The sequence below is a fragment of the Pseudoalteromonas sp. NZS71 genome (assembly GCF_015864715.1).
Classification (GTDB): domain Bacteria; phylum Pseudomonadota; class Gammaproteobacteria; order Enterobacterales; family Alteromonadaceae; genus Pseudoalteromonas; species Pseudoalteromonas arctica.
Genome location: NZ_JADYWS010000003.1, coordinates 29284 through 46532 on the forward strand (window position 1 = coordinate 29284; position 17249 = coordinate 46532).

Here is a 17249-nt window from a genome sequence, read left to right on the forward strand (position 1 = left end):
CCTAACTAAAACAATATAGCAAAACTTTTACTTGAGCCTTTCAACTTGCTCCACTAAAATAGCGCCCTTCAAAATCACTAAGGTCGGCCGTGTTAGTTAACTACAATCCCCCTATGAGTCCGTATTTAACAATACTTTTTCAGGATGACGACTTACTTATAGTTAATAAGCCAAGTGAGTTATTAACTGTCCCAGGTAAAGATCCTAAACATGCCGACAGCTTAATTAATCGCGTTAATCGTGTTTTTCCAACAGCGAGAATAGTGCACCGCTTAGATATGGCGACTTCTGGCATACTGTGCCTTGCCATGAATAAAGCCGCGCACAGACATTTAAGTATGCAGTTTCAAGAGCGCGAAACAGCTAAACGTTACATAGCACGTGTATACGGACAACTTGAAGCTGAAACAGGATCAGTAGATTTACCCCTTATTTGTGATTGGCCTAATCGCCCTAAGCAAATGGTTGATCACGACAGAGGTAAACCTTCGCTTACGCATTTTAAAATACTTGAGCGTGAAGAAAATGCAACCCGTGTAGAGCTAACCCCTATCACTGGTCGCTCGCATCAACTACGTGTGCATATGTTAAGTCTGGGTCATCCTATTTTAGGTGATAGACTTTACGCCCATAAAGAGGCACTTGCTGCCGCTCCTCGCTTACAATTACATGCACAAATGCTGCAGTTGAAGCACCCAACCACTGAGCAAGTACTTACTTTTGAAGCCGAGCCTGAATTTTAACTGGCTCAAATACTTCGTAAATTATTAAACTTTTAGATAACTTTGCCGATACCTAACTAATTGTCATTAGTTAGGTGCGTTATGCTATTTTCACGGTTTTTAAAAGGCGCTTTTTATATACAGCTCAGCTGTGCGCTACTTTTAGCTAACCCTATCAGCGCGGCGGAACATATTGCCCCACCTAGCCTATCAAGTATTGAAAAGAGCGACATTGAGCGACTTCTTCCAAGCGATGAAATAAAACCAATATTAGCGGGTAAAACAGAATTTTTAAGTCTTTATAGCGAATATATGAGCGCTAATTTTAGAGGAGTCGTATTACTTATACCCGACTGGCACTCGACCCCAACCAACAACTCAGGCATGAGTTACTTGCGTAAAGAGCTTAATAATTTAGGTTACAGCACCTACGCAATGACAGTGCCCGACATTGATTGGCAAACTAGTAAAATGGCAAAAACAACGCCCAGCGAAACCGAAGCTGCGCCTAGTAAAGCCGAGGAACCTGCATCACCCGACACAACAGCAAACGCCCAATCGCAGCCTGCAAAAGTAAAAGAAGAACCTCATTACGTTAATGTAATTGAAAAAGTAACTGACGACATACTTGATAACTATAAAATAAATCTAATTTCTCGTTTTAATGCGCTGTATCAAACAGCTATGGAAGATTCGAGTAATATAGTGGTTATAGCACAAGGCACGAGTGCGGGTGTGTTGCTGGAGTACTATGCAGATTTTCCTGATGAGAGACTGGATGCATTTATAAGTTTAAGCAGTTATCTACCTAATACCAAGCGTAACGAAAGCTTGAGCCAAACGGCATCACTTGTTGCACCCGCCTTGCTTGATATTTACTACGCAAATGACAGCACAGATATTTTAATGAGCCTTAAAAGTCGTCAGCGCTGGGTTAACCGAAATGCAAAATTTGATTACCGCCAACGCCAATTGTTTGGCCTGCGCGATCAACCCGATCAACACGCACGCCTAACAAAAGAAATAGACGGTTTTTTACGCCGACTTTTTTAAATACTCATAAGCAGCTTGAATATCTTGGCTCTTTTTAACAGCCAGTTCCATCATGTGTTTTGGTAGGCCTTGCGACACTAACTTATCAGGGTGGTGTTGCGACATAAGTTTACGGTACGCTACTTTTATATCACGCTGCGTTGCATCGCTATTTAAACCTAATAACGCCAATGCTTGCGCACGGTTCATGTTATTATTTGGCGGTACATGGTGCCCAGAACCTTCACGGTAACTACTACTTTGACCTTGATTTTGTTGCTGCTGATTAAACTGCTGTTGTTGCTTTCTAAAGTTAAACTCTGCTTGGTAGCGCTTTAATACAAATGCAAAACGTGTTTTAGAAATACCTAACTGTTTACTTACTTCTGCTAGTAATTGCTTTTCTTGTTCGGCTAATACCCCGTCAGAAAATGCCATTTGAATTTGTATTTCTAAAAACAACTGTATTAGATCGTTTCGTTTAGCAAAGCGTTCTTTAAAATCGTGTACTGTTTCTTTAAGTGAAAAGTCGCTCTCTTTACCTGACTGAAATGCATGCTGGGCTTCGCGGCGTTCTTCGCCCTTTAAGCCCATTTCGTCCATAAACAAGTTAGCCGCTTTTATATGTACTTCGCTAACACGACCATTCGACTTCGCAATATGCCCCATAACAGCAAAGCAGCTTGAAAAGAATAAAGCTTGGCGCTCATTCACGTCGTCACCACTAAATAAGCTAGAAAAACCACCTGCTTTATCAAAGTTATTTTTTAAGCTTTTATCAAATAAATGACCTAGGTATAAACCTAAAATGGCACCAAATATTTTGCCAAACATAAAGCCAAAACAAAAACCGAGAATTTTTCCCCACATCTATAATACTGCCTTCTTAAAAAATTGAGTTATTACGCCTCAAGGCGCGTGTTTAATTGGTTTAAACGCTCTGGTGTACCAATGTCATCCCACTGCCCTATATAGAGCTCAGTTGAGACTAAATGTTCATTTAGCTTTTCACGTAAAATAGGCCCTAGAGGGCGAATACCTTGCGTTAATCCTTTAAAAAAATCAGCCTGATAGCGGCCAATCCCCGAAAATGTATATTTTTGGCTATCAGGCGACAAATGACTCAATGCAAAGTCGCCGTTAGGATTATGTGGCGGATTTTCTATAAGCACTATGTGCGCCTCACCGGGCTGTAAATGAAGTTGCATTAGCGCACTTACATCATAATCGGTGTATACATCACCATTTACTACAATGAAAGAGTCGCCCAACAGCGGTAACGCTTCAATAATACCGCCAGCCGTTTCAAGGCCACCTTCAACTTCTTGGCTATAAAGTATATTTGCACCAAATTGGCTGCCATCTTTAAAGTAGTCTTTTATTTTATCACCCTGCCACGCAAGGTTTATTACAATATCGGTAATGCCGGCAGCTTTAAGGTTATTTATATGGTGCTCAATAAGTGGTTTTTCTGCCACTTTTAACATTGGCTTTGGCATATTTTGCGTTAGCGGCATCATACGTTGCCCGCGCCCTGCGGCTAAAATCATCGCTTTCATGAGCGCTCCTTTGCTAACTTTTCAGTTACTTTGGGCACAATGGTATTTTTTGTCCACTCACTCAATGCGTTAAGCTCTGGGTAATTTGTCGCTACTTCAATAATGTAATCAAGCGTCGGTAGAATATTATCTAAATAACCTGTTTTACCATCGCGTAAATACAATCGACAAAATATACCCGCAGCTTTTAAGTGGCGCTGTAATCCAGTTAAATCAAACCAATATTTAAACTCATCAAATGAAGTATTAGCCAGCAAATTTTGAGCCGTAAATTCCTGATAAGCAAAATCAAGCAAGCTTGTTAACTCTTTTTGAGGCAGTTTAAAATAGCAATCGCGTAGTAGCGAGACTAAATCGTAGCAAAGCGGCCCGCGTACAGCATCTTGATAATCTATAATTGCCCACTGGCCGTTACTGTTCATAATATTACGGCTATGGTAATCGCGATGAACGGTAACAGTAGGTTGCTCACGCATGGCCTTTATTAATAGATCTGAACTTGTTTGCCACATTATTTTTTGTTCTGCACTGAGTGACTCATTAATAAAGTCACTCACTAACCACTGGCTAAATATATCAAGTTCTAGTTTTATAAAATCTTCGTTATACGCTTGCATAGCAGAAGCTGCCGGCGTTTTTGCCCACTGAGCACTTAAGCTAATTAGTGCTTGATAGTGCTCGGTGCGGTTTGCATCATCAAGCATGTCAGCTAGGTGCGTACTTCCTAAATCGCTGAGAATAAAAAAGCCCTGCTTTTCATCACTTGCAATAATAGTAGGAAGTAAAAAACCTTGCTCAACAAACACCTGATTTAGCGAAATGTAAGGTTCGTTATTCACTTTTTGCGGATCTGAGTCCATCACTATTAAATGCTTATTATCGTGATTTAAACGGTAATAACGGCGAAAGCTAGCATCACCCGTGATCGCGTTTAAAGTATGCGACTTAGCATTAAGCTGTGTGTTCATAAATTGTTGTAAATTCTCAAAGCGTGTCATTTTATAAGATATCTATTTTTCACTAAGTTAATTAGGTCAATTACTGTAATTGCCATTATTTTCCTTTATTATGTGTATATTATATTAAACACACAGTATTAAGGTCGATAAATGAGCAAAACCTGGGGCATATTGATGCTAAGCGTAGTTAGCGCACCATCGCTTGCCGAAACTGAACTGGCACACAACCTTTGTGGCATTTCAATGCAAACCAGAGCTTGGCAACCACTTGAAGGCCTTAACCTTGGTGAAGTTGATATTCAAGCTGATGATGTAGAGCTACTTGGCACTCAAAGCGCTGAATTTACCGGCAATGTTGATATTAACACCCTTAAGATGAGTTTGTCCGCACAAACTGCGTTGATAGACAAACAGCGTGGTTTATTAAATGCAACGGGGCCAATCACTTATCAAGACTACGTAAGCAAAGTTAACAGCACCGGATTGAATGCCGATTTAAATAATTCAGAAGTCAGTTTGTTAGGCGCCGACTACAGCCTAACCGAACAACAAGGTAAAGGCGGCGCTGAAAAGCTTACTGTTAATCAGTCTGGCCTATTACTCATGAATGCAAGCTTTACTACTTGCCCAAGTGACACCCCAGTGTGGGAAATTGAAGCTGACGAAATAAACCTTTCGCGCGAAGAAGGTTGGGGCGAAACATATAACGCCGTATTACGCATTCTCGATACACCGGTTTTGTATTTACCTTATTTTACATTCCCGCTGGATGAACGCCGTAAATCGGGTTTACTTACCCCGACTATTTCAAGCTCTGACAAATACGGCCTTGAAACAATTACGCCGTACTATTTAAATATTGCACCTAATTTTGATGCCACTATTACGCCTCGTTATATGTCTAATAAAGGGCTGCAATTACAAACCGAATTTAGATACCTAACAGAGCAACACGAAGGCTTAGTAGGGATTGAATATTTAGATAGTGATGATTCTGAGCCAGATTTGAATGAACGCTACATGTTTCATTGGCAACAACAAAGCTACCTAGGTGAAAACTGGCGCGCAAACGTTGATGTAACCAATGTAAGCGATGATAACTACATCACCGATTTAAGCTCAAATTATGCTAGTAAAACCGATACTCAGTTGTATCGTACCGGTTCACTTACTCATTTAGGTGAAACATGGCGCACTGATATTAAAGTACAAAACTTTGAAGTACTGGGCGATCACTTAGAGTCTTACACTGCTATACCGCAAGTTAATTTTACGCAAACTGCTCCATGGCGTTTTGATAATTTTGACTTTAGTGTGTCAGGTGAAATTAGCCATTTTACTAATGATTCATCAGAAGTGGCCATAGACAGCGCAACTCGTGTACACGTAGAGCCTAAAGCACGCTATAACTATGCAACGCATGCGTGGTCATTTTTATCTGAAGTGAGCTTACTGCAAACTAATTATAAGCAAAGCGGAAACTTAACAGGCACGCAATACAGCGACACCGTATCGCGTACTATTCCTAAAGTACGTTTGTATTCTCAGCTTAATTTTGAGCGCGACGCATCTTACTTTTTTGAAGATGGTATACAAACGCTAGAGCCGCAAATTCAATATTTATATACACCTAATAAAGATCAGTCAGACATTGGCTTATTTGATACGACTAAGCTACAAGACGATTATTATGGTTTATTTAGAGACGTGCGCTTTTCGGGTGTTGACCGTATAGCAGCTGCGAATCAGTTTACGTTAGGTGCTACAACGCGTTTGTTTGATAAAAAACAAGAAGAAGTATTTAACTTTAGTGCCGGCCAAATATTTTATTTAAGTGACGATGCCAAGCCAACAGAGCAAGGCTTGAACTCAGACACTAATTATAATGCACTATTTGCAGCTCAAACCATGTTACATTGGCACCGCCGTTGGTACCTCGCTGGAGGTATTCAATACGATACAGATGGCAAGCAAATGGTACAGTCAAATGTAACGCTTGATTATAAAGGTGATAATAATCAGCTAGTACAATTGAACCATCGCTATGCAAATGATGTCTCAGGAAATACAATCGAGCAAGCAGGTGTATTTACAAGTATTCCTATTAGCGACGAATGGCAATTTATTGCAAGCTATCATCGAGATCTTGAAAACAACAGAAGTATCGAAGTATTGAGCGGATTACAGTATGAATCATGCTGTTGGGCTATCCAAATTACTGGGCACCGCCAAATTGAAACAGATTTAAATCAATCAATAGGCCAAGAACAAGCAACTTTTGATTCAGGTATTAGTTTGAATTTTGTATTAAAAGGACTTGGCAGTAAAAGCCGTTATGATGCACAAAAATTATTACAACAAGGTATTTTTGGCTATCGTAGACCGTATTTTCTTAGTAACTAGAGTACTATCAGCAAGAGTAGTAAAAAGAATATGAATTTAAAAAAATTATTAACATCAGCAGTTTTAAGTGCCAGCCTTTGTCAAAGTGCAATGGCTGCACCAGTAGAAATAGATAAAGTTATTGGCGTTGTAAACCAAGGCGTAATTTTAAAAAGCGAAGTAGACACCATTATTAATCGTGTTAAAAAGCAAGCCGAAGAACAAAACCAGCAATTACCAAAAGATGAAACTCTTCGTGTACAAGCCGTTGAGCGTTTAGTAAATCAAGCCCTTATGATACAAATGGCTGACCGTATGGGGTTACAAATCTCAGACAGTCAACTCGATCAAACTCTTGCAAGCATGGCACAAGAGCAAGGCGGAACAATTGCCGATTTACGCCGTACTATTGAAGGTTCGGGCGAAAGCTTTCAAGCTTACCGTGAAGAAATTCGTAAAGAAATTACAACGCAACAAGTAACACGTGCAAGTGTCGATCGCCGTATTTATATTAGCGAGCAAGAAGTTGATAACCTTTTAAAAATTATGGAAACCCAAGGCCAAAGTGCTGAAGAGTACGACATTGGTCATATTTTAATAGATATCCCTAACGATGCGAATGCAGACGAAATTGCTGGCGCAAAAACACGCGCAGATAAAGTTATTGAGCTATTAAACGATGGCCAAGAATTTAAGCGTATTGCTATTTCATCATCAAGCGGCTCTAAAGCACTTGAAGGTGGACAGCTTGGTTACATGGGCATTAACGAAATGCCATCGCTTTTTGCTGAAGCAGTAAAAGGCCAAAAGAAAGGCGCTATTGTTGGCCCTCTTCGCTCTGGTGCTGGTTTTCATATCATTAAAGTACAAGATGTTCGTGGCCTACAAGTTGTAGAAACAACTGAAGTGCGTTCACGCCATATACTAATTAAACCTTCGATTATTTTAAGTGAAGAAAAAGCACGCTCTATGCTTGCTGGCTTTGCAAAAGATTTACGCGCAGGAACTGCCGACTTTGGAAAGTTAGCTAAAGAGTACTCAGAAGATCCTGGTTCTGCACTTAAAGGTGGCGAATACGATTGGACTGATCCAACAACTTACGTACCTGCGTTTAAAGATACTCTGCTTTCTCTTAAGCAAGACGAAATAAGCGAACCGTTTAGAACACAGTTTGGTTGGCATATTGTTCAGTTACTTGGTAAACGTGTAGCTGATAAAACTGAGCTAGCTAAACGTAACCGTGCTCACGGTATGTTGTTTAACCGTAAATTTAAGGAAGAAAGTTTTAACTGGCAGCAAGAAATGCGCGAGCAAGCTCACGTTGAAATTTTCCCTATAGACCAATAAATATGACCCTAAGAATTGCTATTACACCGGGTGAACCTGCCGGTATTGGCCCAGATTTGCTACTCACGCTTGCTCAGCAAGCGTGGGATGCTCAACTTGTAGCAATTGCCGATGGCAAGCTGTTAAAAGAGCGTGCAAAACATTTAGGCCTAACAATAAACTTAATTGAATTTGATGATAATGCACCCGCTATCGTAGCACCTGCTGGCAGCCTGTATATTCACCAAGTTGATTTAGGTACTGATGTAGAACTTGGCGTATTAAACGACGGTAACGGCCAATACGTGTTAGATACCTTGCGTATAGCAAGTGAAAAAAACATGGACGGCACCTTCGATGCTGTTGTTACGGGCCCTGTTCACAAAGGCATAATTAATAAAGCGGGTATTTCATTTAGCGGGCACACTGAGTATTTTGCACAGCAGTCAAATACTGCTGATGTAGTTATGATGCTTGCAACAGAGGGCTTACGAGTTGCACTTGTAACCACTCATATTCCACTTGCATATGTATCGCGTGCAATCACACCAGAGCGCTTAACTAAAGTAGCGGGTATTTTAAATCACGACTTACAAACTAAGTTTGGTATAGAAAAACCACGTATTTTAGTGTGTGGCTTAAATCCGCATGCCGGTGAAGATGGCCATTTAGGCCGTGAAGAAATAGAAACAATCACACCAACGCTTGAGATACTTAGAAGCGAAGGTATGAATTTAATTGGCCCACTACCGGCCGATACTTTATTTCAAGATAAATACCTATCTGAAGCAGATGCAGTGCTTGCTATGTATCACGATCAGGGATTACCTGTGCTAAAATACAAGGGATTTGGTAAATCGGTAAATATTACCCTTGGCTTACCATTTATCCGCACATCAGTTGACCACGGTACTGCACTCGATTTAGCAGGAACTGGTACAGCTGACGTTGGCAGTTTTGAATTAGCGATCCGCGAAGCAATTAAGCTCGCCCAAGAAAAAGCACAAAATCAATGACCGATAAAGTACATTTAGGACACCGCGCTCGTAAGCGTTTTGGGCAAAACTTTTTATTTGATGAATCTATTATCGATAAAATAGTCTCTGCGATTGATCCTAAACCAGAAGACAACTTAGTAGAAATTGGCCCCGGCCTTGGCGCAATTACTGAGCCAGTAGCTGATTTGAGTGGCCATTTAACGGTTGTTGAATTAGATAAAGATTTAGCACAACGATTAATTGAACATCCATTTTTGGGTCCTAAATTAACCGTTAACCAAGGCGATGCAATGACGTTTGACTTTGCAAGCTTGGTTCGCGATGACAAAAAATTGAAAGTGTTTGGTAACTTACCTTACAATATTTCGACACCGTTATTGTTTCATCTTTTTGAATTTTCAGATCATATTGAGCACATGCACTTTATGCTTCAAAAAGAAGTAGTAAAACGCATGGTAGCAGGCCCAGGTAGTAAAACATTTGGCCGTTTAAGCGTAATGACTCAATACTACTGTAATGCAATGCCGGTTGTTGAAGTACCACCTGAGTGCTTTAAGCCAGCGCCAAAAGTTGACTCTGCGGTTATACGTTTAATACCTAAAAAGCCAGAGCAACGTACAGCAAAAAGCGTTAAAATATTAAACACAGTGTGTTTAGAAGCCTTTAATCAACGCCGTAAAACACTGCGTAACAGTTTAGGTAATTTACTAACTGCAGAAGAGCTTACTAGCATTGGCATTGATATAACGCTGCGTGCTGAGCGCTTATCTTTACAACAATTTATTGATATAGCTAACTGGATTTATGACAACAAGCAGTAATATTGGATCGCCTGTAAAGGTATCTGTAGAAACATTTTACGTAGAGGGTCAATCTCAACCTGAGCTTGAAAAATACGTATTTGCTTACTCGGTAACAATTAAAAACCATAGTTTATGCAGTGCAAAATTACTAAGCCGCTATTGGTTAATTACCGATGCCAATGGCAAAGAAGTAGTAGTAGAAGGTGAAGGCGTTGTTGGCGAAATGCCAGACATTGGCCCAGGCGAAAGCTATAAATACACCAGCGGTGCAATTTTAGATACACCTGTGGGCACAATGCAAGGCCACTACACGTTACGCAACGAATTTGGCTCTGAGTTTCAGGCGCCTATTAATGTGTTTCGTTTGGCTTGCCCTAACATTTTACATTAAGCACTTAGATGGCAGATTATGCGATAGGTGATTTACAAGGGTGCTTTAGTGAATTTAGCACCCTTTTGCAACGGGTTGATTTTAACCCAAGCAAAGATCACCTTTATTTAGTTGGCGACATCGTTGCCCGCGGGCTAGACTCTCTAGCCTGCTTAGACTATATTTACCAACATCAAAATAGCATGACCATCACTTTAGGCAATCACGACCTCCACATGGTTGCCTGCTACTTTCTTAACAAACCTACCAATCCAAAAGATAAACTAAACCCAATATTTGAAAGCCCAAAATTAGCGCATTACATCGCTTTTTTACAAACCCAGCCATTGGCTTTAGAGCTTATAAAACATAACTGCTTTATATCTCATGCGGGGTTAAATCCCGATTGGTCTATTGAAAATGCACTAAAACACGCGCAATTTGCACAAAGCTGTTATCAATCAAATAACGCAAAAGCGTTTTTTGAACACATGTATCAGCCTCACCCCGCTAAGTGGTCGAATACCCTTGATGACTTTGCAAAGTTTAGATACATAGTTAATTACTTTACCCGTATGCGTTTTTTAACAAGTGATAACACACTCGAGCTTAATGCAAAGGGTGCAATAACCGACAGCGAAACTCTCACTCCTTGGTTTAACCACCCCAATATAGCTAAATCTAAACACGATATTATTTTTGGCCACTGGGCAGCACTTGAAGGTAAAACGGGTAATCCACGGATGCATGCGTTAGATACAGGCTGTGTATGGGGTAACACCATGACGTTAATGCAGCTTAATAATAAAAAGTTAATTACAGAAAAATCCCACCTTTCGTCTAAATAAACTGAAAAAAAACAATACATCTGTTAGATTTATCAATTAATAGTTAAAATTAATTAAAGTAATTGATTTTAATTACTTAACTTATTGGTACAAACGCCGATAAGTCTTAATTGAAGTACTTTTTGAGTGGAAATCTTATGAACCTGACAGTAAGCCAGCGTATTTGGGGTGGTTTTATATTTATCACACTATTATTATTAATAATTGGTGGTAACTCCTTAATAAAAATTGCAAATATTGACCGTTCCACTCAAAAAGTGAACCAACTATCACTCCCTGCATTAAATAAAAGCTCTGAGCTACAAGCCGAATTTATTTTAATGAGTAAAGCCGCTCAAGCTAGCTTTTACACTACCTCTGCCAATGAGCTTGCGCCAATAAAAGCACAGGTCCTTGAGCAAAAACAATTATTCAACACGCTGCACCGTGAACTTCAAGACGTAGTAAAAAATGATGCAACGCTTAATCAAAGTAGCCAAAACGTAGAAAAAACCTACTTAAGCTTTTTAAGCACCGTTGAAAACTTATTAGAAGATAAAAGCAAACAGCTAGCATTAAATAAAACATTAAAAGCACAATTAGAAAGTATAGAACTAAGTGCAGAAGATGCTAACTCTGTTGTACTCGATATTACCGACATTGACGGATTTGAACAAAACCACCCTCGCGCTTATCAAGCTGCAAACAATTTAGAAAACAACTTTATGTCGGTGGTAAGCAACAGCACTGATATGCTAACCGTTAAAACGCTTAATACTCTCGATATTGTTAAAAACGAGCAAACCTATTACCTAGAAGAAGTAACGCGTACTATTGCATTAATTAAACCTGCGATTGAGCAAACTCATAGCGATTTATATTCAAGCTTAAAAGAGTATGTTGATACTTTAGAAAACAACATAAAAGGTAGCAGCGGTTTAGCTGCAAACAAAAAACGATTAATTGATTCGATTACGCTTACGCAATCAGAGCTTGCCCAGTCAGAGCAAGCCACCAAAATGGCACTTAACCAAATTGATGAGTTAGTTAATCAAGCAAGTGATGTTGCGTTTAAATTACAGCAAGGCGTGCGCAGCGACGTAGACTCAGCAAACTTATGGACGTGGGTTGGTATGATTATAGCCACCCTTTTAGCTGTAGCGATTGCTATTATTACTGTTAGCCGCATTACTAAACCACTTGCTGAAGTTAACCGAATTTTAGATATTGTTGCCAGTGGCGACATGACACAACGCTTAGATGACAGCGCTAAAGACGAATTTGGCGAACTATCTAAAAGTTGTAACACGCTAATTGACAGCCTACGCAGCCTAATTAAAGGTATTATTTCTCGTTCCACTCAACTTGCAGCAGCATCAGAGCAAACATCGGCCATTACCTCAGAATCAAGCCAAGCAATTCGTAACCAGCAAGCACAAGTTGAACAAGCCGCAACCGCAACAACCGAAATGAGCAGTACATCGCAAACGGTTAGCAATAGCGCTCAACAAGCACTTAGCGAAATTAAAAATGCGGATAAAGAAGCTGAACGCGTTAAAGGTATTTCGAATAACAACAAAGCAACGATTGAGCAATTAGCACGTGAAGTAGACGACGCCTCACAAGTAATTAATAAACTACATCAAGATAGCGCATCAATAGGCAGCATATTAGATGTAATACGCGGAATAGCGGATCAAACTAACCTACTTGCACTAAATGCTGCAATTGAAGCTGCACGTGCTGGTGAATATGGCCGAGGCTTTGCGGTTGTAGCTGACGAAGTACGCTCTTTAGCGAGTAAAACTCAAGAGTCGACCCAAGAGATACAATCAATGATTGAATCGCTACAAACAGGCGCAGAAGCTGCAGTAACGGCAATGAGTAAAGGTAAGCAACGTGCCGTATCGTGTGTTGAGCAAACCGACCTAGCAAGTAGCGCACTTGATTCTATTACATTTGCGGTTTCGCAAGCCCACGATGTAAGTGAAGAAATTTCGACCGCAGCACTTGAGCAACAACAAGTAGCACAAGAAATTAGCGAACGCCTTGAGTCGATTGTAGCCATCGCAGAGCAAACAGCCGAAGGCGCAAACCAAACTAATATCTCAAGTTCAGAAGTAGCAAAACTTGCCGAAGAGCTTCGCTTATCGGTAGACGAATTTAAAGTTTAGGTTTACTAAAACGATTAAAAAACCCCGATGGTACTATGTTCCATCGGGGTTTTTGTTTATCATGACTTTGAAAGTGAGATGTAAAACTTTACCCACAACATACACACCCTATCGATGCGAATTTACTACGCGCTTATCTAACTTAACTTTATAAAAAGCGAGGTATAAAACCTCACCTACAATACACACACCCTATTGATGCGAATTTACTTCGCGCTCATCTAACTTAACTTTACTTCGCGCTCTCTTATTTTGAAACCTCTGCTACCTTTAAACAAAAGTACTGAAGGCCTGAAAAATGTATCGTTCAGATTTATTGCGAAAAGGCAGAGTATCATTAACAAATCGATTTTACTCAATCACACTAGTGGCGCACAAAAGAGAAAACATATTTATTTCTATGGATATTAATCGTTTGATAATCACAGAAATGAAAAAGATAGAAACGCAAGAAGCAGCTAAAACAATAGCATTTGTAATTATGCCAAATCATATACATTGGCTAATTCAATTAGGAAATAAAAAAACGCTGTCCGATGTAATTAAGTTATTTAAAGGCCGTTGTTCTAAAGTAACCCGTGACGATTTAGGTATGTATAAATTATGGCAACGTAACTACTATGATCACATGATTAAAAATGAAAACGATTTACTGAACAATGCTAGATATATTATTGCTAATCCTTTGCGGGCTAAAATTGTCGATAAAATTGCTTCATACCCTTACTGGGATTGTATTTATATAAAATAAAAAGCGAGGTATAAAACCTCACCTACAATATACACACCATGTAGGTGCGAATTTACTTCGCGCTCATCTAACTTAACTTTACCAAAGCGAGGTATAAAACCTCACCTACGATATATGTACCCTGTAGGTGCGAATTTACTTCGCGCTTATGTAATTTAACTTTACCAAAGTCGGATATAAAAACTCCCTACAACTTACACACACCAATTACTAACCACTAAAATATCGCTTTTTCTTCCTTACTTAGGCGTTTATTGCTAACCTCGCGTTAACGTTTTTACTTAAACAAATTTTTGCTAACGGAATAATTATGCTCAAAAAAATATCACTGTTTATCGGGATGGCAATCAGTGCAAATGCTGTTGCTAAAGGTGGCGTATCACCTTATTTACCTTTAAATCAAGCCCCAGAACTTGAGCACCAAGTACAACGACTTTTAGCTGTAAGTAAAAATACACATATTATGAGTAAGCCTTATAAAGCTCACGATATTTATAGAGTGCTGCAAACAGTAAGGCATACTTACCCAGAACTATATCAAACACTTTCGTACCAACTTAGCCCTTACATTCAAAGCGATGCAGGTACATTTGCAAAAGTAACACTTGCTGCAGGCACAAAAGATAAAACACTGCCTAACCAACGCGGCCAAACTACTAAAACCAACTTAATTGTTGAAGGTGGTGCTTATGCTAACTTCGGGCGTTATTTTGGTGTAAGTGTTGCTGGCATAGCCAACGAAGACGAAATATTACCTACACAAAGCTTTTTTTACCTTGGTAATAAGTACGCGCAGCTAGATATAGGTTACCGAGAACATTGGTACTCACCTTTTAACGACAGTGCCATGCTATTAAGCACACACGCTAAAACAACCCCCTCTATAACGCTTAGTAATGTAGAACCAATAACCAGCTTTAATATTCGTTACGATATGTTTATTAGTAAAATGACAGAGCAACGTGGGATTCTTGAAAGCACTAAGCAGACAGGTGTTATTCGTGAGTACAAACCAGGTAAGCCATATTTATTTGGCTTGCACACTAGTTTTGCTGCAACCGATAATTTAACAATAGGCTTAAGCCGCTTAATGCAGTTTGGTGGCGGCCCTCGAACAGTTACTTTAAAAGACTTTGCTGAAGGTTTTTTTACTCCAGGGAGCAAAGATAATATAACTCGCTCAGATGCGGATGAAGTTGATGCAGACTTTGAGCTTGGGGATCAACTAGGCTCTATAACATTTGCATATAATAACAGTATATACGCGCTTCCTTATGAGTTATATGGTGAAGTAGCACTTGAAGACACATTAGGTGGCTCTCGCAATAATGCATATAGCTTTGGTGTTTATTTACCTTTTATTGCTAACAACCACAGCTTACGTTTTGAGCACAGTAACTGGCAAAAGAGCTGGTATGCAAATAGTATATATAAAGATGGTAACCGTAATTCTGGCAATGTAATTGGCCACTGGGCGGGTGATGAACACGACTACACCGACTACACTCCTGCTAAATCTATGAGCGTAAACTGGCATTGGCAATTAAGTAAAATAGAAAGCTTAAATACCACTATTCGTATGCTTGAAAATAAACGTGATGGTTATAAAACAAGTTATGAGTTACAAACAGCCTATACGCGGAAATTAAGCAAACCAATAATGGGTGCTAAAAGTTGGGGTGCTGAGCTGTATCAAGGAAAGGATGTATACGGGGAAACGTTTGCTAGGTTAGGTGTATTTGCAAACTTTTAACACCCTGTAGGTGCGAATTTACTTCGCGCTCATCTAACCTAACTTTATCAAAAGCGAGGTATAAAACCTCACCTACAATATATCCCCCCTGTAGGTGCGAATTTATTTCGCGCTCATCTAACCTAACTTTATCAAAAGCGAGGTATAAAACCTCACCTACAACATATGCCACCCTGTAGGCGCAAATTTACTTCGCGCTCATCTAAATTAACTTTATTAAAAGCAAAAAAAAGCACTGTCTTAAATTTAAAACAGTGTTTTAAATGACTTACAAATTGTAACCTTTATTTATAAAAGTCTTTATACCACTTAATAAGCTCACTCACGCCTTGCTTAACACCAACTTGCGCTTTATAGCCTGTTGCATTAAATAAATCTGTAGTATCAGCATAAGTTTTATAAACATCGCCAGCTTGCATTTCACGGAAGTTCTTTTTAGCTTCAGTACCTAGTTCAGCTTCAATGGCTTCAATAAACTTCATTAGGTTTATTGGGCTACCGTGGCCAATATTATAAACCGCATACGGAGCAGAGCTAGAAGCTGGTGAACCTGTTTCAACTTTCCAATCTGGGCTTGCAACAGGTATAACATCGGCAGCATGAACAACACCTTCTACAATGTCATCTATGTAAGTAAAGTCACGCCACATATCGCCGTTGTTATTTATATCAATAGTGTCGCCGGCAAGTATTTTTTTAGTAAAAATATACGGTGCCATATCTGGGCGACCCCATGGGCCATAAACGGTAAAAAAGCGTAAGCCTGTTGTAGGTAGGCTATATAAATGAGAATAGCTATGCGCCATTAGTTCATTCGCTTTTTTAGTTGCAGCATAAAACGACACTGGGTGATCGACACTGTCGGTTGTTTCAAACGGTGTTTTTTCGTTTAAGCCATATACAGAGCTAGATGAAGCATAAACCAAGTGTTTAACTTTATTATTACGACACCCTTCAAGCACATTTAAGTGCCCTACTAAATTAGAGTCTGCATAAGCATCAGGGTTTTCTATTGAATACCTAACACCGGCTTGCGCCGCTAAATGTATTACTTTATCAAACTGCTGTGTTTTAAATAACTCGCTCATTGCTGGGCGTTCACTTATATCAAGCTTAATAAATGTAAACGCTTCATGGCTTTCAAACTGCGCTAAACGAGCTAGTTTTAAATTTACATCGTAATAATCGTTAAGGTTATCAATACCGACTACTACATGGCCAGCCGCTAATAATTTTTGGCATGTTGCCGCGCCAATAAAACCAGCAGCACCCGTTACTAAATATTTCATAATTTCCTAATCTTTAAGCTGATAAAGTTGAAAGTTGAAAGTTGAAGACTAAAAGCCTAATCCCAAGTTTCAATAGTTTTCATTAAGGCAGATATCATTTTTGATAACTGCCTAGACTCTTCTATTCAGGTCCGTACTTTTACCTCAATGCCTTTAACTTTTTAAAGCTATGCTTATTTGCTAACGCGCCAGCAAGCAAGGCGCCTACAACAATAACATCGCAATTATACGGCTGAGTCGTAGGCGTAAAGTTTGCGCACGCACGAAAAAAGCCTAAACGAGCCAGCAAGTAAGGTGCCTACAA

The 17249-nt window shown here is 39.5% G+C and carries 15 protein-coding genes; 11 read left to right on the forward strand and 4 right to left on the reverse strand.

The features are described 5' to 3' along the window. The first annotated feature begins 89 nt into the window (after nt 1-89). Nucleotides 90-743 (forward strand): bifunctional tRNA pseudouridine(32) synthase/23S rRNA pseudouridine(746) synthase RluA, encoded by a 654-nt coding sequence (gene rluA / locus I6E85_RS02435; protein ID WP_170071657.1) that lies wholly within the window; start codon nt 90-92, stop codon nt 741-743. An 81-nt stretch (nt 744-824) separates the two neighbouring features. Beyond that, nucleotides 825-1775 carry a DUF3530 family protein gene (locus I6E85_RS02440; protein ID WP_197236523.1) on the forward strand — a complete coding sequence of 317 codons (951 nt, stop codon included), beginning with the start codon at nt 825-827 and terminating at the stop codon, nt 1773-1775. Here the strand turns inward: I6E85_RS02440 and djlA are convergent. Genes djlA through I6E85_RS02455 form a run of 3 tightly spaced genes read right to left on the reverse strand, consistent with a single transcriptional unit; the run spans nt 1758 to nt 4311 of the window. After that, entirely contained in the window at nt 1758-2624 is an 867-nt protein-coding gene (djlA, locus tag I6E85_RS02445; RefSeq protein ID WP_024600316.1) for a co-chaperone DjlA, read from the reverse strand. The two genes, I6E85_RS02440 and djlA, sit on opposite strands and share 18 nt — an antisense overlap. Before the next feature lie 32 nt (nt 2625-2656). Further along, complete coding sequence (gene murU / locus I6E85_RS02450; protein ID WP_197236524.1) at nt 2657-3313, reverse strand: N-acetylmuramate alpha-1-phosphate uridylyltransferase MurU; 657 nt, start codon at nt 3311-3313, stop codon at nt 2657-2659. Continuing rightward, complete coding sequence (locus I6E85_RS02455) at nt 3310-4311, reverse strand: aminoglycoside phosphotransferase family protein (protein WP_197236525.1); 1002 nt, start codon at nt 4309-4311, stop codon at nt 3310-3312. Before I6E85_RS02455 ends, murU begins: the two co-directional genes overlap by 4 nt. A gap of 111 nt (nt 4312-4422) precedes the next feature. On the opposite strand from I6E85_RS02455, the gene lptD reads away from it, so the two are divergent. From lptD to I6E85_RS02500, 9 genes are all read left to right on the forward strand, one after another. Further along, nucleotides 4423-6675 carry an LPS assembly protein LptD gene (lptD, locus tag I6E85_RS02460; RefSeq protein WP_197236526.1) on the forward strand — a complete coding sequence of 751 codons (2253 nt, stop codon included), beginning with the start codon at nt 4423-4425 and terminating at the stop codon, nt 6673-6675. A 30-nt stretch (nt 6676-6705) separates the two neighbouring features. Beyond that, nucleotides 6706-8001, forward strand: coding sequence for a peptidylprolyl isomerase SurA (gene surA, locus I6E85_RS02465; RefSeq protein ID WP_024600313.1), 1296 nt, complete (start codon nt 6706-6708; stop codon nt 7999-8001). A gap of 2 nt (nt 8002-8003) precedes the next feature. Continuing rightward, complete coding sequence (gene pdxA / locus I6E85_RS02470) at nt 8004-8996, forward strand: 4-hydroxythreonine-4-phosphate dehydrogenase PdxA (RefSeq protein ID WP_024600312.1); 993 nt, start codon at nt 8004-8006, stop codon at nt 8994-8996. After that, on the forward strand, nt 8993-9799 hold the full coding sequence (gene rsmA / locus I6E85_RS02475) for a 16S rRNA (adenine(1518)-N(6)/adenine(1519)-N(6))-dimethyltransferase RsmA (RefSeq protein ID WP_002960838.1): 807 nt from the start codon (nt 8993-8995) through the stop codon (nt 9797-9799). Before pdxA ends, rsmA begins: the two co-directional genes overlap by 4 nt. After that, nucleotides 9783-10172, forward strand: a complete 390-nt coding sequence (apaG, locus tag I6E85_RS02480; RefSeq protein WP_007585091.1) for a Co2+/Mg2+ efflux protein ApaG — start codon at nt 9783-9785, stop codon at nt 10170-10172. Before rsmA ends, apaG begins: the two co-directional genes overlap by 17 nt. Before the next feature lie 8 nt (nt 10173-10180). Beyond that, nucleotides 10181-10999: a symmetrical bis(5'-nucleosyl)-tetraphosphatase gene (locus tag I6E85_RS02485; RefSeq protein WP_197236527.1), complete on the forward strand. Its 819-nt coding sequence runs from the start codon at nt 10181-10183 to the stop codon at nt 10997-10999. A gap of 137 nt (nt 11000-11136) precedes the next feature. Continuing rightward, the gene (locus I6E85_RS02490; RefSeq protein ID WP_197236528.1) at nt 11137-13152 is read left to right on the forward strand and encodes a methyl-accepting chemotaxis protein; all 2016 of its coding nucleotides are present in this window, start codon (nt 11137-11139) and stop codon (nt 13150-13152) included. 298 nt (nt 13153-13450) lie between these two features. Beyond that, nucleotides 13451-13903: a transposase gene (locus I6E85_RS02495; protein ID WP_076923743.1), complete on the forward strand. Its 453-nt coding sequence runs from the start codon at nt 13451-13453 to the stop codon at nt 13901-13903. Nucleotides 13904-14213: 310 nt separating this feature from the next. After that, on the forward strand, nt 14214-15656 hold the full coding sequence (locus I6E85_RS02500) for a capsule assembly Wzi family protein (protein WP_197236529.1): 1443 nt from the start codon (nt 14214-14216) through the stop codon (nt 15654-15656). Between the two features lie 284 nt (nt 15657-15940). Here I6E85_RS02500 and I6E85_RS02505 read toward each other — a convergent pair whose 3' ends face one another. Further along, on the reverse strand, nt 15941-16945 hold the full coding sequence (locus I6E85_RS02505) for an NAD-dependent epimerase (protein ID WP_197236530.1): 1005 nt from the start codon (nt 16943-16945) through the stop codon (nt 15941-15943). Nucleotides 16946-17249 lie beyond the last annotated feature (304 nt).

Excerpts from the sequence above, each read along its gene's own strand:
- I6E85_RS02440 (WP_197236523.1), top strand. The coding sequence starts at position 825 with ATGCTATTTTCACGGTTTTTAAAAGGCGCTTTTTATATACAGCTCAGC.
- djlA (WP_024600316.1), bottom strand. The coding sequence starts at position 2,624 with ATGTGGGGAAAAATTCTCGGTTTTTGTTTTGGCTTTATGTTTGGCAAA.
- murU (WP_197236524.1), bottom strand. The coding sequence starts at position 3,313 with ATGAAAGCGATGATTTTAGCCGCAGGGCGCGGGCAACGTATGATGCCG.
- I6E85_RS02455 (WP_197236525.1), bottom strand. The coding sequence starts at position 4,311 with ATGACACGCTTTGAGAATTTACAACAATTTATGAACACACAGCTTAAT.
- lptD (WP_197236526.1), top strand. The coding sequence starts at position 4,423 with ATGAGCAAAACCTGGGGCATATTGATGCTAAGCGTAGTTAGCGCACCA.
- surA (WP_024600313.1), top strand. The coding sequence starts at position 6,706 with ATGAATTTAAAAAAATTATTAACATCAGCAGTTTTAAGTGCCAGCCTT.
- pdxA (WP_024600312.1), top strand. The coding sequence starts at position 8,004 with ATGACCCTAAGAATTGCTATTACACCGGGTGAACCTGCCGGTATTGGC.
- rsmA (WP_002960838.1), top strand. The coding sequence starts at position 8,993 with ATGACCGATAAAGTACATTTAGGACACCGCGCTCGTAAGCGTTTTGGG.
- apaG (WP_007585091.1), top strand. The coding sequence starts at position 9,783 with ATGACAACAAGCAGTAATATTGGATCGCCTGTAAAGGTATCTGTAGAA.
- I6E85_RS02485 (WP_197236527.1), top strand. The coding sequence starts at position 10,181 with ATGGCAGATTATGCGATAGGTGATTTACAAGGGTGCTTTAGTGAATTT.
- I6E85_RS02490 (WP_197236528.1), top strand. The coding sequence starts at position 11,137 with ATGAACCTGACAGTAAGCCAGCGTATTTGGGGTGGTTTTATATTTATC.
- I6E85_RS02495 (WP_076923743.1), top strand. The coding sequence starts at position 13,451 with ATGTATCGTTCAGATTTATTGCGAAAAGGCAGAGTATCATTAACAAAT.
- I6E85_RS02500 (WP_197236529.1), top strand. The coding sequence starts at position 14,214 with ATGCTCAAAAAAATATCACTGTTTATCGGGATGGCAATCAGTGCAAAT.
- I6E85_RS02505 (WP_197236530.1), bottom strand. The coding sequence starts at position 16,945 with ATGAAATATTTAGTAACGGGTGCTGCTGGTTTTATTGGCGCGGCAACA.